At 36.6% G+C, this 23,618-nt stretch carries 23 protein-coding genes; 17 read left to right on the top strand and 6 right to left on the bottom strand.

Annotation, left to right across the window (positions count from 1 at the left end; all coding sequences use genetic code 11):
- Positions 1-15: 15 nt before the first annotated feature.
- Together L1967_RS15925 and L1967_RS15920 are read right to left on the bottom strand one after the other, a co-directional pair.
- Positions 16-2,304 (bottom strand): TonB-dependent receptor, encoded by a 2,289-nt coding sequence (locus L1967_RS15925; RefSeq protein WP_249602498.1) that lies wholly within the window; start codon positions 2,302-2,304, stop codon positions 16-18.
- 30 nt (positions 2,305-2,334) lie between these two features.
- Positions 2,335-3,627 (bottom strand): PQQ-dependent sugar dehydrogenase, encoded by a 1,293-nt coding sequence (locus tag L1967_RS15920; RefSeq protein WP_249602497.1) that lies wholly within the window; start codon positions 3,625-3,627, stop codon positions 2,335-2,337.
- 242 nt (positions 3,628-3,869) lie between these two features.
- Here L1967_RS15920 and L1967_RS15915 point away from each other — a divergent pair, with 242 nt between their 5' ends.
- The gene (locus L1967_RS15915; RefSeq protein ID WP_249602496.1) at positions 3,870-5,621 is read left to right on the top strand and encodes a M14 family metallopeptidase; all 1,752 of its coding nucleotides are present in this window, start codon (positions 3,870-3,872) and stop codon (positions 5,619-5,621) included.
- Here L1967_RS15915 and L1967_RS15910 read toward each other — a convergent pair.
- A complete protein-coding gene (locus L1967_RS15910) occupies positions 5,605-6,231 on the bottom strand; it encodes an NUDIX hydrolase (protein WP_249602495.1) in 627 nt (208 codons plus the stop codon). The genes L1967_RS15915 and L1967_RS15910 overlap by 17 nt on opposite strands.
- 7 nt (positions 6,232-6,238) lie before the next feature.
- On the opposite strand from L1967_RS15910, the gene pyrE reads away from it, so the two are divergent.
- Together pyrE and L1967_RS15900 are read left to right on the top strand one after the other, a co-directional pair.
- Positions 6,239-6,883 (top strand): orotate phosphoribosyltransferase, encoded by a 645-nt coding sequence (pyrE, locus tag L1967_RS15905; RefSeq protein ID WP_249602494.1) that lies wholly within the window; start codon positions 6,239-6,241, stop codon positions 6,881-6,883.
- Between the two features lies 1 nt (position 6,884).
- On the top strand, positions 6,885-7,274 hold the full coding sequence (locus L1967_RS15900) for an SRPBCC family protein (RefSeq protein ID WP_249602493.1): 390 nt from the start codon (positions 6,885-6,887) through the stop codon (positions 7,272-7,274).
- A 60-nt stretch (positions 7,275-7,334) separates the two neighbouring features.
- Here the strand turns inward: L1967_RS15900 and L1967_RS15895 are convergent, their stop codons facing one another.
- Complete coding sequence (locus tag L1967_RS15895; RefSeq protein ID WP_249602492.1) at positions 7,335-8,066, bottom strand: biotin--[acetyl-CoA-carboxylase] ligase; 732 nt, start codon at positions 8,064-8,066, stop codon at positions 7,335-7,337.
- Between the two features lie 93 nt (positions 8,067-8,159).
- Here L1967_RS15895 and rsfS point away from each other — a divergent pair, with 93 nt between their 5' ends.
- The 6 genes from rsfS (at position 8,160) to L1967_RS15865 (ending at position 13,062) form a co-directional block, all read left to right on the top strand.
- Positions 8,160-8,531: a ribosome silencing factor gene (rsfS, locus tag L1967_RS15890; RefSeq protein WP_084841435.1), complete on the top strand. Its 372-nt coding sequence runs from the start codon at positions 8,160-8,162 to the stop codon at positions 8,529-8,531.
- A gap of 26 nt (positions 8,532-8,557) precedes the next feature.
- Complete coding sequence (gene ftsH / locus L1967_RS15885) at positions 8,558-10,603, top strand: ATP-dependent zinc metalloprotease FtsH (protein ID WP_249602491.1); 2,046 nt, start codon at positions 8,558-8,560, stop codon at positions 10,601-10,603.
- Positions 10,604-10,702: 99 nt separating this feature from the next.
- A complete protein-coding gene (locus tag L1967_RS15880) occupies positions 10,703-11,320 on the top strand; it encodes an LUD domain-containing protein (protein ID WP_249602490.1) in 618 nt (205 codons plus the stop codon).
- A gap of 6 nt (positions 11,321-11,326) precedes the next feature.
- A complete protein-coding gene (locus L1967_RS15875; protein ID WP_249602489.1) occupies positions 11,327-12,130 on the top strand; it encodes a phosphatidate cytidylyltransferase in 804 nt (267 codons plus the stop codon).
- On the top strand, positions 12,120-12,770 hold the full coding sequence (locus tag L1967_RS15870) for a phosphatidylserine decarboxylase family protein (RefSeq protein WP_249602488.1): 651 nt from the start codon (positions 12,120-12,122) through the stop codon (positions 12,768-12,770). Before L1967_RS15875 ends, L1967_RS15870 begins: the two co-directional genes overlap by 11 nt.
- A 16-nt stretch (positions 12,771-12,786) precedes the next feature.
- On the top strand, positions 12,787-13,062 hold the full coding sequence (locus tag L1967_RS15865) for an acyl-CoA-binding protein (protein ID WP_249602487.1): 276 nt from the start codon (positions 12,787-12,789) through the stop codon (positions 13,060-13,062).
- Between the two features lie 349 nt (positions 13,063-13,411).
- On the opposite strand, the gene L1967_RS15860 is transcribed toward L1967_RS15865, so the two are convergent.
- Positions 13,412-16,042, bottom strand: a complete 2,631-nt coding sequence (locus L1967_RS15860; protein ID WP_249602486.1) for a valine--tRNA ligase — start codon at positions 16,040-16,042, stop codon at positions 13,412-13,414.
- Between the two features lie 133 nt (positions 16,043-16,175).
- Here L1967_RS15860 and L1967_RS15855 point away from each other — a divergent pair, with 133 nt between their 5' ends.
- From L1967_RS15855 to murB, 3 genes are all read left to right on the top strand, one after another.
- The gene (locus tag L1967_RS15855; protein ID WP_249602485.1) at positions 16,176-16,592 is read left to right on the top strand and encodes a DUF1573 domain-containing protein; all 417 of its coding nucleotides are present in this window, start codon (positions 16,176-16,178) and stop codon (positions 16,590-16,592) included.
- Positions 16,593-16,857: 265 nt separating this feature from the next.
- Positions 16,858-18,051, top strand: coding sequence for a pyridoxal phosphate-dependent aminotransferase (locus L1967_RS15850; protein ID WP_249602484.1), 1,194 nt, complete (start codon positions 16,858-16,860; stop codon positions 18,049-18,051).
- A 6-nt stretch (positions 18,052-18,057) separates the two neighbouring features.
- On the top strand, positions 18,058-19,065 hold the full coding sequence (gene murB / locus L1967_RS15845) for a UDP-N-acetylmuramate dehydrogenase (protein WP_249602483.1): 1,008 nt from the start codon (positions 18,058-18,060) through the stop codon (positions 19,063-19,065).
- On the opposite strand, the gene L1967_RS15840 is transcribed toward murB, so the two are convergent.
- The gene (locus L1967_RS15840; protein ID WP_249602482.1) at positions 19,062-19,586 is read right to left on the bottom strand and encodes a fasciclin domain-containing protein; all 525 of its coding nucleotides are present in this window, start codon (positions 19,584-19,586) and stop codon (positions 19,062-19,064) included. The two genes, murB and L1967_RS15840, sit on opposite strands and share 4 nt — an antisense overlap.
- A gap of 189 nt (positions 19,587-19,775) precedes the next feature.
- Here L1967_RS15840 and L1967_RS15835 point away from each other — a divergent pair, with 189 nt between their 5' ends.
- The 5 genes from L1967_RS15835 to gap all read left to right on the top strand — a co-directional run bounded on the left by L1967_RS15835 (position 19,776) and on the right by gap (position 23,609).
- Positions 19,776-19,979 carry a membrane or secreted protein gene (locus L1967_RS15835; protein ID WP_249602481.1) on the top strand — a complete coding sequence of 68 codons (204 nt, stop codon included), beginning with the start codon at positions 19,776-19,778 and terminating at the stop codon, positions 19,977-19,979.
- A gap of 6 nt (positions 19,980-19,985) precedes the next feature.
- A complete protein-coding gene (locus L1967_RS15830; RefSeq protein ID WP_249602480.1) occupies positions 19,986-21,089 on the top strand; it encodes a glycosyltransferase in 1,104 nt (367 codons plus the stop codon).
- Positions 21,080-21,649: an RNA polymerase sigma factor gene (locus tag L1967_RS15825; protein WP_249602479.1), complete on the top strand. Its 570-nt coding sequence runs from the start codon at positions 21,080-21,082 to the stop codon at positions 21,647-21,649. The genes L1967_RS15830 and L1967_RS15825 overlap by 10 nt, the downstream gene beginning before the upstream one ends.
- 75 nt (positions 21,650-21,724) lie before the next feature.
- Positions 21,725-22,603 carry a lipoyl synthase gene (lipA, locus tag L1967_RS15820; RefSeq protein ID WP_249602478.1) on the top strand — a complete coding sequence of 293 codons (879 nt, stop codon included), beginning with the start codon at positions 21,725-21,727 and terminating at the stop codon, positions 22,601-22,603.
- Positions 22,604-22,607: 4 nt separating this feature from the next.
- Positions 22,608-23,609, top strand: a complete 1,002-nt coding sequence (gene gap, locus L1967_RS15815; protein ID WP_249602477.1) for a type I glyceraldehyde-3-phosphate dehydrogenase — start codon at positions 22,608-22,610, stop codon at positions 23,607-23,609.
- Positions 23,610-23,618: the final 9 nt, after the last annotated feature.

Below are 23,618 nucleotides of genomic sequence, written 5' to 3'. Positions count from 1 at the left end.
CTGCTCAAAGCGTACTCAAAAAGAATAATTAACCGCCAGTCCTGTAAAATAATTTCTGGGATACCCAGGATAATAATATCGGGGTGCTGCTCCGCCAAAACCAACGGCATTTGGCAATACGCTTGCCGCATACTGTTTATCAAAAACATTATTTATTCCGCCATAAACATTAAGCTGAAGATCTTTAAGAATATCGAAGGTATACCCAGCTTTTAAATTCACCAGATTGTAAGCATCAGTATACAAAGCATTGTCATCGTTCAACGGAATTTCACCTACATTTCGATACAATACATTAAAAGCAAAACCAACATCGGTATGTAAATCGATACCGGCATTTATGGTATGTTTTGGAACTCCGGGTAGCTCGTTGCCAGAATAATCTATTTCTTCATTTACAAATCGATCGAATTCAAAAAAGTTAAAAGTGGCATTTACAAACGGACTCATTTGCCAGTTTTCAGTTAGATCTAACGTATATTTCCCGAAGAATTCTATTCCGTTATGATTGGTTTTACCGGCATTAATTCCTACATACTGATCTTCAGCAATTCGTTGTGCCACCAGTAAATTTCGAACCTGAATGCTATACAGCAAAACTTCGGTATAAAAACGATTATTGAACCAGTTACCCTTAAAACCTATCTCATAATTAAACCCGGTTTCGGCTTTTAAATTGGTATTTATTTGCCCTTCTGGCGTTAAAGTTTCGGCAACGGTTGGTGTAGAAAACCCATGACTTATAGAAGCGTATAGATTTTTCCGTTCAGCCACTTCATACGACAAGCCTAATCTTGGTGAAAAAACGGCATCAAAAGTATAATTCCCGGTTTGATCGCTATTATCTTCAGCATAAAAATCATCTAAACTATAGCTTGTAGTATTTAAATTGAAACCAGCTTCTAACAACAAACGTTCGGTTAGGTTCATATTTAACTGTGCAAAGAAATTGGCATAATGACGATCCTGCTCGTTATTACTTAAGCGCTTTCCACGCACACTACCACGATTGTCGAAATCCTCATATAAATTTTCGAACGTCCCGGTTTCATACCATTCATTATAATACTGCGCTCCAAAACTTAATGCTGAGGGCAATTCAAAAATCATTGTAGAAAGACTAAAATTGGTTCTGGCGCCGGCAGATAAACGTTCTTCTTTTAAAATATTAAATGGCCTGGGCTCATAAGCATTTCTGAAACTTAAAAACACACTGGTTTGATTGCTGAAATTTTCAGAAAAATGATGCTTATAACTTACGCCCAAAAGTCCGCGATTATAACTTTCATAACCTCTGGAAGCTTTCCATGTGTAAGCCGCACTTTCGGGATCGTTTAAAAAATCATCCTCATTTATCGAACTTGGGATATAGGCTTTTAGCTTGACGAAATTGGCTAAAAACGACAGACTATTTTTTCCTGAAGTCCGCACCTTTGCATTCACCAGGCCAGCTTTACGATCATAAGCGCTATTCTCCCGCCAGCCATCACTTTGCACATGATTATAATTTGCAAATACTGAAGATTTTTCTCCATTTACAGAAACTATGGCCGACTTTTTCCAGGTATCGTAACTTCCTCCCTGAACTTTTACCGTTCCTTTATTTCCTTTTTTTTCAGGATCTGCGGAATACAAATTAATGGCACCGCCAAGTCCTGCTCCGTAGATACTACTGGTAGGGCCTTTTATCACTTCCACTCGCTCTAATGATTCTTGATCGAAATCATCTAAAGTAAGTTCTCCTTCTGCTGTGGCAAGAGGAATTCCGTCGAAATACGCCTGAATTCGATTGGTGGAATATTGGGCTCTAGCCCCAATTCCACGAATATTGATCTTGTTGGTATTTAGCGCACCCTGATTTACATAAACACCGGGCACATAATTAAGATTATCAACGAAATTTACGGCATCCGTCCTTTCCAGATCATTTTTAGACAATAAACTTATTGCTGCCGGAGTTTTTTGTAACTCGGTTGGAATTAGCGTGCTTCTTAATTGTACTTCAGAAAGGGATTCGTTAGACGGACTCAGGTATATTTTAAAATTTGGCTGATTTTTATCGAATCTTACGGATTGTGTTTCAAAACCTATAGCGCTAAATTTTAAAACTACTGGAAATTCAACATTTTCAATACTAAAAGATCCATCAGAACCTGAAACAGCAACAACCTCTGAAGTTACGATGATATTCACATTTGCAATACCTTTAGAGGTTGCTTCATTTAAAATTTGTCCTTTCAGATTTTGACCAAATGATGTTTGTGCACCAACAATGAATATCAGTGCAATAATTAATTTCTTCAATTGTTCTTTTTTAGAAAACCAAATTACTTATTATTCCGCAGAAACTCTCCACACAACACCACCGTTATCATCATTCACCAATAAATCACCATTTGGCAAGGTGGTAACTCCAACAGGACGGCCATAAACTTTACTACCATCTTCACTGGCAATAAAACCGGTTAAGAAATCTTCGGGTTGTTGCGGTTTTCCTTTCTCGTCAAAAGGGATAAACACTACTTTATAACCTGAAAAATTAGAGCGGTTCCAGGAACCATGCTGCCCTATAAATGCGCCGTTTTTATATTTGGCAGGAAATTGATCTTTATCGTAAAAAGTTATTCCCAAAGAAGCCGTATGTGATCCTACCGGAACATCTGGAATAATGGCTTTTTCTACCATTTCGTTATGTGGTTCTTTATGCCATCTTGGATCTTTGATATCACCGTAATAGGAATATGGCCAACCATACCAACCACCTTGTTTTACACTGGTCACATAATCTGGCACTAAATTGTCCCCAAGTTTATCACGTTCGTTAACCGCTGTCCAAAGTTCGCCGGTAATGGCATTATAATCCATACCTACAGGGTTACGTAATCCTGCGGCATACACAATTTCGTTACTACCATCGGGATCCATCATTAAAATATTGGCTCTTCGCTCTTCTTTATCCATCCCATGTTCCCCGGCATTACTGGAAGATCCTACAGTAACTAACAATTTCTTACCATCTTTACTGGCAATTAAATTACGCGTCCAGTGATGGTTATAACCGCCGGCGGGAAGCTCTTTAATGAGTTCTCCTTTTCCTTCTAGGGCGGTCATTCCTTCTTGGTATGGCCATCTTTTAATGGCATCTACATTCGCCACATAAAAATAATTATCCAAAATCAACATTCCGTAAGGCTGATTTAGATTTTCAGCAAAAACAAAACGCTCTTCTGGTTTCCCATCCTTATTTACATCTCTAAACAGCGTGATTCGATTGGCACTTTTCTTAGCATCATCACTTTCTACTACAAAAATATCTTTCCCGCTAGGTGCTACATACGATCTTCTTGGATGATCCAGCTCTTCTGCAAATTTGGTAACTTTAAAACCTCCCGGCGCCGTAGGCATTTGGCCTGCGGGCCAAGGAACAATTTTACTATTATTCTCTACAGATTTGGTTGAAAACGGTGAAGGTAACTCTAATGTTCCCACCGCAGTTTCAACTTTTACAGGTGGCTGTTTTGCCAGTTCCTGCTTCATTTTCTCTGGTAAATCTTCTTGCATTTGTGCAATACCAGAAATACCTGTAAGTAGCGATAAACCTGCGTTTAAAAATAATTTCTTTCTCATTTCTTAGCTTTTCTTTCTAAAATAATCTGAAATAACAGGTAAGAAAAATCATAAAGAAGGATTATGTATAGTTTAACAACCAAAAGGACCAATACAAAATGTTTTGTGAAAAAAGAGGAAATAAAAATCGTAAAATAAGACAGCGTATTATCTTACAAGAATCTATTATTAGCATGTGAAGTTAGTGGCTTTAGCATATTTTAAGTATGTTTACAACCTATTTTTCTTGTTAGTTAGTATTTATGAAAAGAATTCTTTTCTTAGGCTTTATCATTATTGCTTTTGGTTCCTGCGATTTTTCAAAATATCAGCTTCAGGACGAATATGATTTTACCACTCGTTTTGAAATTTCTAACGGAACTGAAACCGATACCTATCCAAACGTTATACAGTTTTACGAAGATCTTGCTAAAGTATATCCTTCTGTACAACTAAAAACATTTGACACCACAGATAGCGGTGAACCTTTACACCTGGCCATTTTTAATCCAGATGCACAATTTAACATTGGCAAAATCAAAGAAAACAAAAGTATTTTACTCATCTTAAACGGTATCCATCCCGGGGAAAGTGACGGTATCGATGCAACGATGATGATGTTTAGGGATATGGCGCAGGATTCGATAAAAGTTCCAAAAAATGTGGTTATCGCTACTATCCCGATTTATAATATTGGCGGTGCTTTAAACAGAAACTCATCTTCAAGAACCAATCAAAATGGACCAAAAGCATACGGATTTAGAGGTAATGCCCGCAACTACGATCTAAATCGTGATTTTGCGAAAGCCGATACTAAAAATGCGAAGGCTTTTTATAAAATATATCATTATCTGGATCCTGAAGTTTTTATTGACAATCATGTTAGTAATGGTGCCGACTATCAATACGTATTAACGCATCTTTTTACTCAGCATAACAGACTTGGCGGTGATATGGGCAAATATCTTGATGAAACCATGATGCCTGCTTTAGAGGATTCCCTGAAATCAAAAAAACTTGACATCACACCTTACGTGAATGTTTTTAATGAGGTCCCCGATAATGGATTTTCGCAATTTATAGATTATCCAAGATACTCTACCGGTTATACCACACTCTGGAATACCTTAGGGATGATGGTAGAAACGCACATGTTAAAACCTTACGACAAACGTGTTTTGGGAACCTACGAGTTAATGCGCTCTTTGGTCGATATTACCGATAATCAATCTGAAAAAATTAAAGAATTAAGAGCTGCTGAAAATAAAAAGTACCTTACCAAACGCTGGTACCCTATCCATTATAAGCCCGATATGGAAAACCCAAGCATCCGTAAATTCAAAGGATATGAAGGTGATATGATCCCTAGTGAGGTTACCGGTGCTGAGCGTTTAAAATACGATCGCAGCAAACCTTTTACAAAAGACATCGAATATTTCAACAATTTTGTTGCTGAAGACCGTATAGATATCCCAAGAGCTTATGTGATTCCGCAAGGCTGGTGGAATGTTATTGAGCTGCTAAAACTAAATAACATTAAAATGGAGGCCTTTAAAAAAGACACCACTTTATATGTACAGCAATATAAAATAGAAAATTACGAAACAGGAAATTCAGCTTACGAAGGACATTATATGCACAGCAAGACTGAAGTTTCTGTAAGTATGGATTCTATAAGATTTAGAAAAGGAGATTATTACGTTAGTACTTTTCAGGATGGCGTTCGATACCTTCTTGAAATGTTAGAGCCCGCTGCTGAGGATTCTTTCTTTAACTGGAATTATTTTGACACTGTACTTCAGCAAAAAGAGCATTTCTCACCCTACGTTTTTGAAGATATTGCTAAAGAGCTTCTAGCTGAAAATCCAGATTTAAAGGCTGCTTTTGAAGAAAAGAAAACCAGCGATCCAGATTTTGCTAAAAACTGGTATGCACAATTAGACTGGATCCATAAACATTCAAAATATTACGAAAGTGCGCACCTTCGTTATCCCATATTCAGGATTCCACGCTAGTGGTTTTAGGAACTGTAATTTCGTCTTCTTCAAATAGTAATTTAATATTGGCGTAAGAATTTTTAAGGGCTTTTTCGGCCTTTTCAGGATTTTTCCATTTTACCTTTTGGATCCCCTCTTTTTCCTGCGGAATCAATTCTCCTTCATAATCACTCGTCATGTTATACCAATGCGTTTCCTTTAAGCGATATTTGCCCCTTCGCTTAAAAATATGAAAAGTCGTTCTTAAGAAACCGGTAATTTGCAAACCGGTAATCGCAGTTTCTTCAGCAACTTCACGAATTGCACATTCTTCTATGGTTTCGCCTCTTTCTATTTTTCCTTTGGGCAGATCCCATTTTTTATTTCGGTAGATAAAAAGAATCTCGCCATTTTTATTATAAACCTTACCACCACCGGCTATAACCACTCTTATTTTCTTCCGCAGAAATTTTAAAAGCTTTTCTTCTTTTCTATGATAAAGATTTACATGAGTAATTTTTCCTTTTACAATCTTTCTAATTAAACGTTTTAACCTTACGGTTTTGATGGAATAGGTTTTATATTCGCCTCCCAAATCTTTTTTTGTAGAAAGAATTATCGGGGTATCATTCACAAAAACTTTATACATTTGCAGTATGATTTTAAATAAAGAAACAGCAATAAAAACTGCTGAAGTATTATTGCAAATTAAAGCAATTAAATTAGAACCACAAGAGCCTTTTACATGGGCCAGCGGGTGGAAGTCTCCTATTTACTGCGACAATCGCATCGTGTTATCTTATCCTTTGATTAGAAACTTTATACGCGAAAATTTTGCGAAACAGGTGGAAGAAATTTATGGAAAACCAGATGTTATCGCTGCTGTAGCTACCGGTGCTATTGGTATTGGGATGCTGGTGGCAGAGTATCTAAGTCTTCCTTTTGTATACGTGAGGCCTGAAGCAAAATCTCACGGAAGAAAAAACCAGATTGAAGGAAATCTTGAAGCTGGACAAACCGTTGTTGTAATCGAAGATTTAATAAGCACAGGCGGAAGTAGCTTAAACGCTGTTAAAGCATTACGCGATAGCGGCGCCAATGTAAAAGGAATGTTAGCCATATTTTCTTACGGATTTGATATTGCCAAAGAAAATATTAAAAACGCAGATCTTGAGGTGCACACACTAAGCAATTACGATTATTTAATCGAGACGGCAAAACGCACCAGTTACATTAAAGAATCTGAAGTAGAACTACTAAAAAGCTGGAGAAAAGATCCGGCAAAATGGAACCCGGAATAAAATGAATTTAGAAAGCCCAAAAGTAACTGCCAGTAAAAGCCAGCAGGAAATGTATAATTTCCTGACCAATGTAGAGAACTACGAGCAAATTATGCCTAGCAGCAAAGAGAAATTTGAGGTTTTATCTTCAGAGAAATTTCTTTTTCAGCTAAAAGGAATGCCAGAAATCGTTCTTAAAATTGTAAATACAGACGAACCAAATCTGGTAGTTTTAGGTTCTGGATCAGATAAATTTCCTTTTACCCTTAGCATTCATATTCATGAAGCCGCGGCAGGAAGTGAAGTTCAGTTTTTATTTAATGGTGAATTTAATGCCATGATGGCGATGATGGTAAAAAGTCCGTTGCAAAAGTTCATCAATAATCTAAGTGAAAACATTTCGAAATTATAGATTTTGATATTCGATAAATTTAGAAGCTGTTTTGAAATTGAATATTTTAAAACAGCTTTTTTAATACATCAATTTGACTTCTTTTAAATCGAAGGTTTTAAACACGGCATCTTCAATTTCAACATTTAAAAGTCCTTTGGTAGTCACTCCACGAATAATCCCATTAAAATAGTCCCCGTTTGGGTATTGAAACGCAGAGACCACACCTTTTTTAAACATTAGCGCAGCATATTCCTCTAAAACAAGGCTCTTTTTTCCTTCAGACAGGGCATTTAGGCGTACAGAAAGTTCTTCTAAAATTGCATTTAAGATTTCATCCAGATCAAAATCATTTCCGGTTTGTAATTTTAATGAAGAAGCCTGCTTTAAATCGCCAAAATCGTCCTGATTTACATTTAACCCGATCCCAATAATACTGGCAGCGATGTCAGCTTGTTTAAGGATATTTTCAATTAAAATCCCACAAATCTTAAAATTACCTGACATTATGTCGTTAGGCCATTTTACACTTAATTTAGGGATATCAAATTTCTGTAGTACATTTATTACAGCTAAAGAAACCACAGCACTCAATAAAAAGTGTTGATTAGCCGTTACCTTAATTTTAGGATAAAGTAAGCTGAATGTTAGATTTTTGCCTTTCGTTACCTTCCAAAAACCCCCTCTTTGCCCTTTTCCTTTAGTTTGAAAACGGGCAGAAACACAAACCGGTTCGAAGCTAGAATTCCCCGTATAATATTGCTTTACGAAGTCATTTGTAGAGGGGATGGCATCAACTTTGATTATACGCATATAATAATAAAGAAAAGATTGTCGCTAAATGTTGTGTTAAGTAGGTCTATAAAAAGCCAAAAAAACATAACTTTGCACAAATAAATAAATTTAATGACGAAAAAAGAAACAAACAGCGATCAACTTATAGCGCATATCATTAAGGGAATTGAAGACGTAAAAGGAAATGATATAGACATCCTCGATTTAAGAGAGATTGATAATACAGTTTGTGATTATTTTGTTATCTGCAACGGTACTTCTAACACTCAGGTTAACGCCATCGTTAATTCCGTTCAAAAATCCGTTAGTAAAGCTTTAAAAGATAAGCCCTGGCATATCGAAGGCAGCGAGAATGCTGAGTGGGTTTTAATGGATTATGTGAATGTAGTAGTTCATGTATTTCAAAAACATATTAGAGAGTTTTACGACATCGAAAGTCTTTGGGGTGATGCTAAAATAACCTCTATCGAGACAAAGTATTAATTATTTAGAAGAAAGAAAGACCAATAATGGCGAAACAGCAATCAAATAAAAAATTAGATCCTAAGAAACCTAAGTTTAGCGCATACTGGATATATGCCCTCATCATTTTAATCTTTTTAGGAATCAACTTTTTTGGCGGAAGCGGATTTGGCGGGCCTGCTAAAATCACTCCTTCAGATTATATGAAATACCTTTCTGAAGGTGATGTTAAAAAAACTGAGGTAATCAATGAAAGGGTTGCTCACGTTTATCTTACAAATGAAGCTAAAGAAAAACCTGCACATAAAAAATCATCTGGTGATAGTGACTTTTTAAGCACTGGTACTTCCCCAGATTATAGTTTTAATATTGGTAGTTTAGAAAAATTTGAAACCGACATTGAAGAAATCGAAAAGAAAAACAATGTAAAGGCCAATTTAACTTTTGATGACGATCCAAATTACCTTGGGGATATTTTAATTACCTTATTACCCTTTGTACTTATTATTGGTATTTGGATTTTTATCATGAGAAAAATGAGTTCTGGTGGTGCTGGTGGTGCTGGCGGACAGATTTTCAATATTGGTAAATCTAAAGCCAAATTATTTGATCAGAATACCGATGTAAAAACTTCTTTTAAAAATGTTGCCGGTCTTGAAGGTGCAAAAGAAGAAGTTCAGGAAATAGTAGATTTCTTAAAGCAACCCGAAAAATACACCAGTCTTGGTGGTAAAATTCCAAAAGGAGCCTTGCTTGTTGGCCCTCCCGGAACTGGTAAAACCTTATTAGCAAAAGCTGTTGCCGGCGAAGCGAAAGTACCGTTCTTTTCACTTTCAGGATCAGATTTTGTTGAAATGTTTGTGGGAGTTGGTGCTTCCAGGGTAAGAGACTTGTTTAAACAAGCTAAAGAAAAATCGCCATCGATCATTTTTATTGATGAGATCGATGCCATTGGTCGTGCTCGTGGAAAAAGCAACTTCTCTGGATCTAACGACGAACGTGAAAATACATTAAACCAGTTATTAACCGAAATGGATGGTTTTGGCACAAATACTAACGTAATTGTAATTGCTGCAACCAACCGTGCCGATGTATTGGATAAAGCCTTAATGCGTGCTGGTCGTTTTGATCGACAGATCTATGTAGATTTACCAGACCTTAATGAAAGAAGAGAAATTTTTGAAGTTCATTTAAAGCCACTTAAAAAAGTAGCTGACGAGCTTGATACTGAATTTCTTGCCAAACAGACTCCCGGATTCTCTGGAGCGGATATTGCTAACGTATGTAACGAAGCTGCTCTTATTGCCGCTAGAAAAGGAAACAAAGCCGTTGGAAAACAAGATTTCTTAGATGCGGTAGACCGTATCGTAGGAGGTCTTGAAAAGAAAAATAAAATTATCACTCCAGATGAGAAAAAAGCAATCGCTTTTCACGAAGCTGGGCACGCTACGGTAAGTTGGATGCTAGAGCATGCTGCGCCACTGGTAAAAGTAACAATCGTTCCTCGTGGACAATCCTTGGGAGCAGCATGGTATTTACCCGAAGAGCGCTTAATCGTGAGACCGGAACAAATGCTGGATGAAATGTGTGCTGCCCTTGGAGGTCGTGCTGCTGAAAAAGTTATTTTCGACAAAATTTCTACAGGAGCACTTAGTGATCTTGAAAAAGTGACTAAACAGGCAAAAGCTATGGTAACCATTTACGGCCTTAACGATCAAGTAGGGAATTTAACCTATTATGATTCTTCAGGGCAAAGTGAATATAACTTTACCAAGCCATACAGTGAAAAAACTTCAGAGCTTATTGATAAAGAAATTTCAAACTTAATTGAAAGTCAATATCAACGAGCTATCGATCTTCTCACTCAAAATAAAGATAAGCTTACGCAACTAGCAGAAATCTTATTGGATAAAGAAGTTATCTTTAAAGACGATTTACAAAATATCTTTGGTGAGCGTCCCTTTGCAAAAAAAGATGGGCACCATCTAAGTGAGGTTAGAGAAAGTGAACAATCAGCTCCTACTTCTAACCAAAGCACCCCTAAAGAACCAGAAAGCGAAGACCTAAAAGGCAACGCTTCCCTAGACAAATAAAATTTGGACTAATGCTAAAAAATCTTAATTTACGTAAGCGTTAAATTAAGATTTTTTACCTTTGGTTAAAATGATATTTAGAACCACACCCAAAACTATATGAATCTATTTAGGAGATTCTTGAACCCTAACAAGTCTAAATCAGATAAAAGTCAGGAAAATATTCCTGATAATGCTGATCGTGGGAAGTATATGCCAGACGTAAAACTTCCTACAGATGAGCGTTTTATGCTTAATTTTAAAAACAACGGGGGGAAATTTTTGTATTGTGAAGACGAGGAAGAAGTACAGGAAGCATTTGATAATATTTTATTAGAAAACGACTGGTACGAAAAACAATGCTGTTGCTTTGATGAAAATCTAAAAAATAAATTTGATGGTTTTAACTTAGATTTCAATTCATCAGCGGGGGCTTCTTTTTTTCTTTCAACTTGTGAATATCTGGTAGCCAATGATGGATCGATTTTAATTTCCAGCAACCAGATTAAAGAAAGAAAGTTAAGAGAATTACCATCAGACTTTATAATATTGTCTTCTACAAGTCAGCTTATAGACACTATTGGAGAAGGCTTACGGGGTATAAAATTTAAGAATAAACAGCGTATTCCCTCAAACATTACGACCATTAAAAACTTTGAACCACAGAAAGAAAGTGATTTTATGAGCTACGGTAGCAGTAGCAAAAATTTATATTTACTTCTTCTGGAAGATCTTTAATATTTTATGAGGGAAGCGATTATAAGAACCATATCAGGGCTACTTTATATTTCTATTTTAGTAGCATCTATCCTTTCTTCAGAGTTAATCTTTATTGGCCTTTTTTATATTTTAGGGCTTATTTGCCTTATCGAAATGCAAAAACTTTTACATCTTAAAAGTTATGCATTATATGCTGTACAGGCTTTACTTTTTTATCTTTTCAGTTTTCTAAAATTCGATCAAAATGCAACCCTGCTCCTATTGGCAGTGACCATATTTGTGAATTTATTTCTTGTAAAAGATCTACTGGTTATTCGTAAGATTCCGGTTTTCGAAAAGAAAAAATATATCATTATCATATTTTATCTTATTTCTTCGGTCATCTTCCTTACGTTAATCCCAACTATTGAAGGCGAGTTTAAACCAAAACTTGTCGTAGGAATTTTTGGTTTAATTTGGACTAACGATACTTTTGCGTATATTATAGGTAAAAACTTTGGAAAGCGTAAATTATTTGAAAGAATTTCACCAAATAAAACTATTGAAGGTTTTATTGGCGGAATAATTTTTACCGCTATCGTGAGTTATTTCATTTCGATTTACACCGATTTCTTAAGCTATAAAGACTGGATAGGCTTAGCCATTTTTATTAGTGTTTTTGGAACATTAGGTGATCTTATCCAATCAAAATTTAAGCGACAGGCAGGTGTTAAAGACAGTGGTAACCTGATGCCCGGCCATGGAGGCTTGTTTGATAGACTAGATAGTATTATTTTTGCTGCCCCTTTTATATATGCTTACTTATACCTTGTAAATTATGTTTCATAAAGAAGGATACAAAATCATGGCTATTACCGCAGTTTCTCTGTTGGTAATAAATATTGGATCTTACTCCTTAATTAACCAATATTGGTTAAAATTTGCCATCCTTTTAGTTTCTATAGTCTTCTTTATCCTTATTGTTCAGTTTTTTAGAAATCCATCAAGAAGAACAGCGTTAAACGACGATCATGTGGTTGCGCCGGTAGACGGTAAGGTAGTTGCTATTGAAGAAGTTTTTGAAAAAGAATATTTTCAGGAAAAAAGATTACAGATAAGTATTTTCATGTCTCCTTTAAATGTACATGTTACCCGTCATCCCGTTGGTGGAATTGTGAAGTACAGTAAATATCACCCCGGAAAATTTTTGGTGGCATGGCATCCAAAATCGAGTGAAGAAAACGAAAGAACCACCGTTGTAGTAGAAAATGCTGTAACAGGACCAGTACTTTATCGTCAAATAGCTGGAGCACTTGCCAAGCGAATTGTAAATTATGCCCAGGAAGGTAAAGAAGTAGTACAGGGAAGTGATAGCGGATTTATAAAATTTGGATCCCGCGTAGATGTATTTTTACCTGTTGGCACTCCGGTTAAAGTTTCATTAAATGAAAAGGTAAAGGGCGGAATAACCGTTATTGCTGAAGTTTAATCTTTATTTTTTAGTTATGCCTGAAAAGACCAGGGAACGCTTTTTAAAAGCTTATGAAATGGCCAGCAAAACAGATAAAAAATTCCCTCCAGATATATTGCTGCATTTTTACTCTTACTACAAAAGAGCTACAGAACAAAATGGTTTTTATATCCCGCCTTCTGAAAGTGGAGATCTTCGCAGTGCGTTTAAAGTGAATGCCCTTGTACAGGTTAAAAGCTTAAGCCGAAAGGAAGCTGAAGAAAAATATATCGAGCTTGTTGAAGAACACATTGGTAAAGTTCCTGAATAGGTTTAAGGGGAAATTAGAATTCTGAATATTTTAAATCATTAGCTGGGAAAAATTCTCTCAACAATTTTAGATTTTATTTAAACTGCATTCTTTACTGATTTTTAGCTTCTTTATTTCAGCAGTTAAATTATCACCTCTACTCTCTATTCCATCTTCTTGATTCTAGACCTACCGCAATCTGTATTCTCAAAAAAGAATCAAGTAAAAAACGTCGGGGCTAGCTCATAATGCATTCTTTGGAAATAAATTTTTAATTTCAAGGCAAGCTTTGAGGTATCACACCCTTTGCCGGTGCCAATAAAAAAGCCCCACTTAATCGTGAGGCTCAATTTTTATTTGATCTATAATTCTATTTCAAACTCGCTAAGCTCACTTTTAAAGCGTCAATTTTAGCTTCAGCATCTGCTTGCTTGGCTTTTTCAACCGCTACAACTTTCTCTGGCGCATTGTTCACAAAACGCTCGTTAGAAAGCTTTTTATTTACTGATTTTAAGAAACCTTCGGTATATTTTAATTCTTCCTCTAGTTTGGCAATTTCAGCTTCCACATCTATTGCTCCACCAACCGGAATAAAATAATCATTAGACTTTACACGGAAAGATAAAGCTCCTTCTACCTGTTCATTTACATAGTCAAGATTAGCGATATTCCCCATTTTGGCAATTACTTTATCAAACGAGTCTGAAACATTATCGTTATTCTGAACCTTCAGATCAATTTCATTTTTAAAGGCAATATTCTTATCTTTTCTAATCTTTCTTACTCCTGATATTACTTCAGAAGCAAAAACAAATTCATTAATGATGTTTTCATCATAGGAAACCTGCTCTGGCCATTTTTCTACGATTAAAGCTTCTTCTGGCGTTCTATTACTAATGGTTTGCCAAATTTCTTCAGTAACAAAAGGCATAAAAGGATGAAGAATCCTTAAATTATCTTCTAAAATAGCGATTACCGCATCAAATGTTTTCTTATCGATTGGCTGGCCATAAGCTGGTTTCACCATTTCTAAAAACCAGCTACAGTAATCGTCCCAAATGAGTTTATAGGTTCCCATCAACGCATCACTAATTCGATATTTAGAATAATGATCTTCAATTTCAGCCAAACTCTTCTGGAATTTCGCTTTATACCAGTCGATGGCAATTTTAGAGGTTTCCGGCTGCTCAATTTCCGCAGAAACTTCCCATCCCATCACCAAACGGAATGCATTCCATATCTTATTGGCAAACGCACTGCCCTGCTTACAAAGGTCTTCATCGAACATTAGATCGTTCCCCGCAGGAGAACTTAGCAACATCCCAACACGAACCCCATCAGCACCGTATTGATCGATTAATCCTAGCGGATCTGGTGAGTTCCCTAAAGATTTAGACATCTTGCGACGTTGCTTATCACGCACAATCCCGGTTAGGTACACATTTCTAAATGGTCGCTCCCCGCGATATTCGTAACCTGCGATAATCATTCTTGCTACCCAGAAGAACAAAATTTCTGGCGCGGTTACCAAATCATTGGTTGGATAGTAATATTGAATTTCTTTATTTTCTGGCTCTAATATCCCGTTAAAAACACTCATTGGCCATAACCACGAAGAAAACCAGGTATCTAATGCATCTTTATCTTGCGTAAGATCATCTGCCGTTAATGCCGGGTTTCCTGTTTTTTCCTGGGCTTTTTTCACTGCATTTTCAAGAGTTTCGGCAACTACAAAGTCGTTAGTGCCATCGCCATAATAATACGCCGGGATTTGATGTCCCCACCATAACTGACGTGAAATATTCCAGTCGCGTACATTTTCCATCCAGTGGCGGTAAGTACTTAAAAACTTCTCAGGAACCAAATTTATATCGTCACCAACCACAGCATCAATCGCCGGTTGTGCCAGATCCTTCATTTTTAAAAACCACTGATCGCTTAGTTTTGGCTCAATTACCGCACCGGTACGCTCACTGGTTCCTACTTTATTGGTATGATCTTCGGTTTTAACTAAAACACCAGATTCTTTTAATTCAGCTACAATTTCTTTTCTTACCGCAAAACGATCTTTTCCGGCGTAATGCATCCCAAAATCATTAAGTGTAGCATCATCATTAAAAATGTCGATAATTTCAAGATTGTGCTTATCGCCAAGCATTTTATCATTCTCGTCGTGCGCGGGAGTCACTTTTAAGCAACCTGTACCAAATTCAGGATCTACATATTCATCTTCGATAATTGGGATTACCCTTCCACAAATTGGCACAATTGCTTTTTTACCTTTAAGGTGTGTAAAACGATCGTCGTTAGGATTTATGCAAATCGCGGTATCCCCAAGAATAGTCTCAGGACGGGTTGTGGCAATGGTCACTACCTCATCACTCCCTTCAATCTTATAATTCAGGTAATATAAATGTCCTTTTTTTTCCTGGTAGATCACCTCTTCGTCAGACAGTGTTGTTTTCGCTTCAGGATCCCAGTTTACCATTCTAAATCCGCGATAAATCAGTCCTTTTTCATACAGATCAACAAAAACTTTAATTACAGAAGCAGACATATTGTCGTCCATCGTAAACTTTGTACGATCCCAATCACAAGAAGCCCCCAATTTTTTAAGCTGTTCCAGAATAATTCCGCCATGTTTATGCGTCCATTCCCAGGCATGTTCTAAAAATTCTTCACGGGACAGGTCACTTTTATCAATCCCTTCATTTTTTAGTTTTGCCACAACTTTTGCTTCAGTAGCGATAGAAGCATGGTCTGTACCCGGCACCCAACAGGCGTTAAACCCCTTTAAACGGGCTCTTCGCACCAATACGTCCTGAATTGTGTTGTTAAGCATATGCCCCATATGAAGTACTCCTGTTACATTTGGTGGCGGGATTACAATGGTATACGGTTCTCTTTCGTCTACTTCTGAATGGAAATATTTATGATCCATCCAGTATTTATACCATTTATCTTCTACTTTATTTGCGCTGTATTGTGAAGCGATTGCCATATTTGGTCTGATTTTTGAAAAATAAAAGCAAAAGTAATTATAAGTGAAGGAATTTAAAAGAAGTTGAATTGAATATAATTTTTGAAACTCTTGCAATTCAGCGTACCTTTACTGTTCCGAAATTTTTTGAATTATGAAAAAACTAGCATTAATTGCCATTTTAGCCTTTGTAGGATTTAATTCTGCTATGGCACAAAAGACTGCCAAAATGCAGTTTAAGTCTGAAACGATAGATTATGGTGATATTAAAAAAGGAAGCGACGGCGTTCGTGTTTTCGAATTTACAAATACCGGTGATATCGATCTGGTAATTACTAACGTAACTTCTAGCTGTGGCTGTACCATTCCTAAAAAACCAGATGGACCTATTAAACCGGGAGCATCTGGTAAAATTGAGGTAAAATATGATACCCGACGTGTTGGCCCCATCAGAAAAACGGTTACGGTATATTCTAATGCAGAGGAGCCTACCAAAGCATTAAAAATAAAAGGTAGAGTTCTAGACGATGAACCTGCCAAAACCGATGATGGTGATACCGACACCAAATGAGTAGAAGAATAACAAACAACTTATAAAACTCCCGAAATTCGGGAGTTTTTTTGTGCTATATAAAATACTGTGCTTAAAAGTAAACTGCCTAAAGGCAAGCCCATGAGACCGTTCTTAAAAAATTATTTTATTTCAAGGTATCTCTATAGCTATACTAACGGCACCTGAACATTTAATCTCGATTATCGAGTCAAATTTCGATAAAAGCTTCCTTAGATTCTTACTTTAATTTTGCATTTTTGCAACGAATATAAAATGCACAAGAATGCCTTCAATTTCTCAAAAAGGGCTTAGCATGCCCGAATCTCCGATAAGGAAATTAGTTCCGTTTGCAGAAGCTGCGGCCAAACAAGGTAAAAAGATCTACCAGTTAAATATTGGACAACCCGATATTAAAACTCCTGAAGTTGCCATGCAGGCTGTGAGGGATAACAGTATTGAAGTTTTATCCTATAGCCATTCTGCAGGTTTTGCAAGTTACCGCGAAAAACTGGCTAAATATTACGAAAGAAATGACATTCATGTCACTGCCGAAGATATTATTGTAACTACCGGAGGTTCTGAAGCACTTTTATTCGCCATGGGAACCATCACCGACCCGGGCGACGAAGTTATTATTCCTGAACCCTTTTATGCCAACTATAATGGTTTTGCGACTTCAAGCGGAGTAACCATCGTACCCATAGAATCTTCTATTGAAAATAATTTTGCATTACCTCCAATATCAGAATTCGAAAAACTAATCACAGAAAAAACAAAAGCAATCCTTCTATGTAACCCTGGCAATCCAACAGGATACCTTTACACCAAAGAAGAAGTACAGCAAATTGCCGATCTTGCTTTAAAGCATGATCTTTTTGTAGTAGCAGATGAGGTGTACCGTGAATTCACTTACGACGGAGTAAAACATAATAGCATTATGAGCATTCCCGGGCTAGCGAATAACGCGATTATGGTAGATTCGGTTTCTAAGCGTTTTAGCATGTGTGGTGCACGTATTGGTTGTTTGGTTTCTAAAAACAAAGAAGTAATCACTACAGCAATGAAGTTTGCGCAGGCAAGACTTAGCCCGCCAACTTTAGCACAAATTGCCAGTGAAGCTGCCTTAGATACCCCATTGGAATATTTTGAAGAAGTAAATGAGGAATATACTTTACGCAGAAACATTCTTGTTGAAGGTCTTGAAAAAATTGAAGGTGTAAAAGTAGCAAAACCTAAAGGAGCCTTTTATTGTATCGCAGAACTTCCCATAGAAAGTGCAGATGATTTTGCGCAATGGCTTTTAGAAGATTTTGAATTCGAAGGTGAAACCGTAATGGTGGCTCCCGCTGCCGGTTTTTATTCTACTCCAAATACAGGATTAAACCAGGTTCGCATTGCTTATGTGTTAAAAAGAGAAAATCTTGAACGTGCATTGAAAATCTTAGAAGTAGCCATTAAACAATATAGCAGTAAATAGAGGATCATGAAGGTAATCCACAATGTCTCTTTAAAACCCTATAATACCTTTGGGATTGATGCTAGAGCCAGTAAATTCATCAAAATCAAATCTATTGAAGATTTAAAGAAGATTTTAAGGAAAACCTATGCTGAAGAACTTTTTATCCTTGGTGGTGGTAGCAACATGCTACTTACGGGAGATATCCATAAAACGGTACTCCAAATCGATCTAAAAGGAAAAGAAGTTATTGAAGAAAAAGACGATTATGCAATTGTAAAAGCTCATGCCGGCGAAAACTGGCATGAGTTTGTTTTATGGACGCTGGAACAGCATTTTGGCGGCCTAGAAAACCTTTCCCTCATTCCTGGAAATGTAGGCACCTCTCCTATCCAGAATATTGGCGCTTATGGCGTAGAACTTAAAGATAGTTTTGTGTCTTGCGAAGCCATCAATATTCAGACTTTAGAAAGTCGAACTTTTACGCTTGGAGATTGCGAATTTGGGTATAGAAATTCAGTTTTTAAAAATAAACTGAAAGCACAATACATTATCACCAGTGTAAATTTTAAACTAAGCACCAAAAACCATCAGCTTAAAATGGACTATGGTGCTATAAGATCTGAATTACAGGAGATCGAAAATCCAACGATCAAAGATATTTCAAATGCAGTGATTCGAATTCGCGAAAGTAAACTACCTAATCCGTCTGAGATTGGTAATTCCGGAAGTTTTTTTAAAAATCCTGTAATTTCTTCGGAAGCGTTTAAAAATCTACATCGTGACTTCCCTGAAATACCTCATTACCCAATTAGCGATACCGAAGTAAAAATTCCTGCAGGCTGGCTTATCGATAAAGCCGGATTAAAAGGCTATCGTGATGGCGATGCCGGCGTACATAAAAAACAAGCCCTAGTTTTAGTGAATTATGGTAATGCCAGCGGAAGTGACATTTTAATGCTTTCTATAAAGGTTAGGGAAGTTGTAAAAGAAAAATTCGGGATCGATTTAGAACCCGAGGTAAATATCATTTAATTACGCTTTGCAACTCCTTTAATTTTGTATAAAAATCCGTTTGAAGCTTTAATGGGCAGACTCACTTTCAGCAATTTATCTGAAGTCGATATTATATAAATTTCACCCTCTTTTTCCACAAACTTCAATGTAGACCCTTCCATATTTTCCAGCAATAATGGATGCTGATTTTCTATAATTCCCGCTTTTAATTTTTCATACGGCAGTGATGTATTCAGTATAAATAACTTAGAAAAGCTTGCTGCCTCATATTCGTCGAATTCCGCATAATTTATCTCTCCAAAAGCTTCATCTTCTGGGGCAAAAACCGTGTAAGGCCCGCGTCCCTTTAGTAAAGTGGCCGCTAAATCCCCATTTTGAAGTATCCTGTTAAAATTAGAAAGCGTAACATCTTCCATCGCAATAATGGCAATACTGCGTGATTCTGCAAGTGCTTTTATTCGCTGTGCATTTCGAACACTAAGCAAACTATCCTCTACTTTTACCTCATCAATCATATTTCGTTGCTGCTGTTTTTTCATTTTATCACAGCTCAACAGTAAAAAAAGGATTAAAAAAATCAATAATATCTTTTTCATCCTTCTAAAATACAGACACTTAAAACCCTGTTACTGTAAAAGTTCGTTAAAGAATGTAAAGCAATTACTAAACCTTCGACTTATTTTAAAAAAGAGCGAATAATTCGTATTTTTGCACTACAAGATTTAATTATGGAGCTATTTATTATCACAGCAGTTTTATTAGGATTAGCCTTTGCAGGTATTGCAATTAAAATATGGGGAAAGAAAGATGGCGAGTTTGCAGGAACCTGTGCCAGCCAGAGTCCATTTTTAAATAAAGAAGGTGAGCCTTGCAGTTTCTGCGGAAAGATGCCCGACGAGAAATGTAAAAATCCAAAGCAACAGTCCAATTAATGCTGAATGGCAACAGTTCTATTTGCCCTTTTTCTTCTATTCGCGGCAATTAATATTGGTTATTTTTTAGCTTTTTTTAGTTTTTCGGGAGCAAAATCTTCTGAGGCTAAACCAGTAACATTTCCGGTTTCGGTGATTGTTTGCGCAAAAAATGAAGCTGAAAACATTCAAAACTTTCTGCCATCCATCTTAGAGCAGGATTATCCAGATTTCGAGGTTATCGTTATTAATGATGCTTCTACGGATCATACCTTAGATATTATTGAAGAATTCAAGCAACTGGACCCCCGAATCAAAATCGTAAATGTTGTAAACAACGAAGCTTTTTGGGCCAATAAAAAGTATGCGCTCACGCTGGGAATCAAAAAAGCCCAAAATGAGCATTTAATTTTCACCGATGCCGATTGCGCTCCTCAATCCATTCATTGGCTTAGGCATATGGCTTCAGGATTTTCAGAAGAAAAATCTATTATTTTAGGCTATGGGGGATACTTTCAGTATAAAAAATCTTTTATCAATAAGTTAATTCGTTTTGAAACGCTCTTAACAGCTATCCAATACTTTTCTTACGCAAAACTTGGCAATCCTTATATGGGAGTAGGTAGAAACCTTGCGTATACCTCTAGCCAGTTTTATAAATTAAACGGTTTTGCCTCTCACTTACAAATTCGATCTGGCGACGATGATCTTTTTGTAAACGAAGCCGCTACAACTAAAAACGTAGCGCTTTGCGATCATAAAGAAAGTATCACCAGGAGTGTTCCTAAAACCAGTATTTCTGCATGGTTTAGGCAAAAAAGAAGACATGCTTCTGTAGCGAAATTCTATAAATCGAAGCATAAATTTTTACTGGGATTATTTTATGCCAGCAGATTATTATTTTGGATTTTACTTATTATTTCATTGATTTTCAGAATCTACTGGCCATTCACTTTAGGTGTTTTAGGGCTTACTTTAGTTATTGAAGGAACCGTATATTTTCAGTCGGCTAAAAAGTTAGATGAAAAAGATATAATTTGGTTATTTCCGGTTTTAGAACCCTTTTTAATCATTTCGCAATTAGGTATATTTATAGCCAACATCATTTCAAAACCCTCACATTGGAAATAAATCAAGAGTTATTATTACAAAAAATCCAAGAGGCAAAAAAAGGAAGTCAGTCGGCCTTCAATTATTTGCTTGATCAATTTTGGAACGATGTATATGGATTTCAGCTAAAAAAAACGCAGAATGAATACGAAGCTGAAGATATTACGATCCAAACCTTCTCTAAAGCTTTTAAAAGATTAGAGACTTTTGATGAAAACTATTCCTTTAGCACCTGGCTTATCGCGATTTCTAAAAATATTCATGTAGACATCCTCCGTAAGAAAAATAGCCAGTTACGTATAAATACCATCTCTGAATCGACTGATAAAGTAAATACGATTGTAGACGAAACCCCCTCAATCGAAGACAAACTAATTACCGAACAGAACCTGGCGCAACTCCTTCAGGATATCAAAAAATTAAAACCGCATTATCAGGAAGTTTTAAATCTTCGGTTTTTTCAGGAAAAATCTTATAAAGAAATTTCAGAATCTTTGGGAGAACCTATGAATAATGTGAAGGTTAAATTACTAAGAGCCAAAAAATTACTTTCAGAAATTATCGAAGATCGTAAAAGCTAGTTAAGTTTTTAAACTACTTGCGTCTAATTATGCAATTAGACATAATATTGTATCTTTGAACAAGAGATTTTTGCTATGAGTACAGAGACACTTACACCCACAAAAACAACACCTAAAGGAAAACCAAAATGGCTTAGAGTTAAGCTTCCTACAGGTAAAAAATATACCGAATTACGTAGTCTTGTAGATAAATACGATCTACACACGATCTGTACCTCGGGGAGTTGCCCAAATATGGGGGAATGCTGGAGTGAAGGAACCGCAACTTTTATGATTTTGGGCAATATTTGTACCCGTTCATGTGGTTTTTGTGGTGTAAAAACCGGCAGACCGGAAACCGTAGATTGGGACGAGCCCGAAAAAGTAGCACGCTCTATTAAATTAATGAAAATTAAGCATGCGGTGGTAACAAGTGTAGACCGTGATGACTTAAAAGATATGGGATCGATCATTTGGGCCGAGACGGTAAAAGCGATTCGCCGAATGAACCCTGAAACTACGCTGGAAACACTTATCCCGGATTTCCAGGGAAATACCAGAAATATAGATCGTATCGTAGAAGTAGCTCCTGAAGTTGTTTCTCACAATATGGAAACTGTTCGTAGATTAACCCGCGAAGTTAGAATCCAGGCAAAATATGATCGCTCTTTAGAAGTTTTACGTTATTTAAAAGAGCAAGGCATAAACCGTACAAAATCGGGAATTATGCTTGGTCTTGGTGAGACAGAAGAAGAAGTGATCCAAACCCTTCATGATCTTAAAGAAGCTAACGTAGACGTGGTAACTATTGGACAGTATTTACAACCAAGTAAACGCCACTTACCGGTTAAGCAATTTATCACACCAGATCAATTTAAAAAGTACGAAGCTATTGGTTTAGATCTTGGATTTAGACATGTAGAAAGTAGTGCACTGGTAAGATCTTCTTACAAAGCGCAAAAGCACATTAACTAAGAAAATGCCTAAAATCATTAATCTTGGAATAAACGGTTTTGGCCGCATTGGTCGAAATTTGTTCAGGTTACTTGTTGACCATCCTCAAATAAATGTAGTCGCTATCAACGACCTGGCTGATGCAAAAACATTGGCCCATTTATTAAAATACGATAGCATCCATGGAATCTTTAATGCTGAAATTTCTGCGGAAGAAAACAAGCTCGTAGTTAACGGAAAAAAGACCACGGTTTTTAACCAAAACCACCCTTCTAAAATCGATTGGAATTCCACTAAAGCAGATGTAGTGGTTGAAGCTACCGGAAAATTCAAGACCCGGCCAGAACTTCAAAATCATTTAGGCGGAAGTGTAAGAAAGATTATTTTATCTGTTCCGCCACAAGACGAAAGCATTAAAATGGTAGTTCTTGGTGTTAATGACCATATTTTGGACGGCAGTGAAGACATTATTTCAAATGCATCCTGTACTACGAATAATGCTGCTCCTATGCTAAAGCTGATTCATGATAACTTTAAGGTAGAACAGGCTTACATCACCACAGTACATTCATTTACTTCAGATCAAAGTTTACATGACCAGCCACATCGCGATTTAAGGCGCAGCCGTGCTGCAACTCAGTCTATCATTCCTACAACTACCGGTGCCGCGAAGGCATTAACCGGTATATTCCCAGATCTAAGTGCCGTTATTGGCGGTTGTGGTATACGAGTACCCGTTCCCAACGGTTCCTTAACCGATATGACCATTAATGTTTCTAAACCAACTTCCATAACTGAAGTTAATACAATTTTCAAAACAGCGGCTGAAACAAATTTAAAAGGAATCTTAAGTTATACCGAAGATCCCATTGTATCAAAGGACATCTCTGGAAACACCAATTCCTGCATTTTTGATGCTGAAATGACCTCGGTAATTGGTGGTAAATTAATCAAGCTTATTGGCTGGTACGATAATGAAATTGGGTATTCCAGCAGATTAATAGATTTAATTTCAACTTTCTATTAATTTAAGTAT

This window comes from Zunongwangia pacifica, assembly GCF_023499215.1.
GTDB lineage: Bacteria > Bacteroidota > Bacteroidia > Flavobacteriales > Flavobacteriaceae > Zunongwangia > Zunongwangia pacifica.
This window is presented reverse-complemented; position numbering and strand designations above follow the sequence as displayed.